Annotated in this window: 1 protein-coding gene; it reads right to left on the bottom strand. The window is 62.0% G+C overall.

The features are described from left to right. Nucleotides 1-360 (bottom strand): ATP-binding cassette domain-containing protein (locus tag EN852_RS36190; protein ID WP_348643530.1); only part of this gene is annotated, 360 nt, incomplete at its 3' end. Between the last annotated feature and the right edge of the window lie 14 nt (nucleotides 361-374).

Raw genomic sequence — 374 nt, 5'->3', positions numbered from 1 at the left:
GAACAGTTCGACATCCTGGGGCAGGTAGCCAATGTGGGCGCCGAGCAGTTCCGAATCCCACTGATCGAGTGCGGCTCCATCCAGTCGTACGCTTCCCCGAATTGACTTCCATACCCCGACAAGGCCACGCACCAGTGTCGTCTTGCCGGAGCCGCTAGGGCCGATGACCGCCATCCCTGCACCGCTGGCCAGGCGAAAGCTCACGTTCAGAACCGTCGGCCGTTGTGTGCCCGGGGGCGCTATCGTCAACTCCTCTACCGAGAGCTGTCCCTGGGGGCGCGGCAGCTCCATAGGGCTCTTTTGGCCATCGAAATTATCCAGCGCCGCTACCAGGTCGGAATAGCTTCGGCGGGAAGCCAAAAACCCTCTCCAGT

Origin of the sequence: Mesorhizobium sp. M2E.F.Ca.ET.209.01.1.1, from assembly GCF_004010375.2 — a bacterium.
Taxonomy (GTDB): Bacteria; Pseudomonadota; Alphaproteobacteria; order Rhizobiales; family Rhizobiaceae; genus Mesorhizobium.
This window is presented reverse-complemented; position numbering and strand designations above follow the sequence as displayed.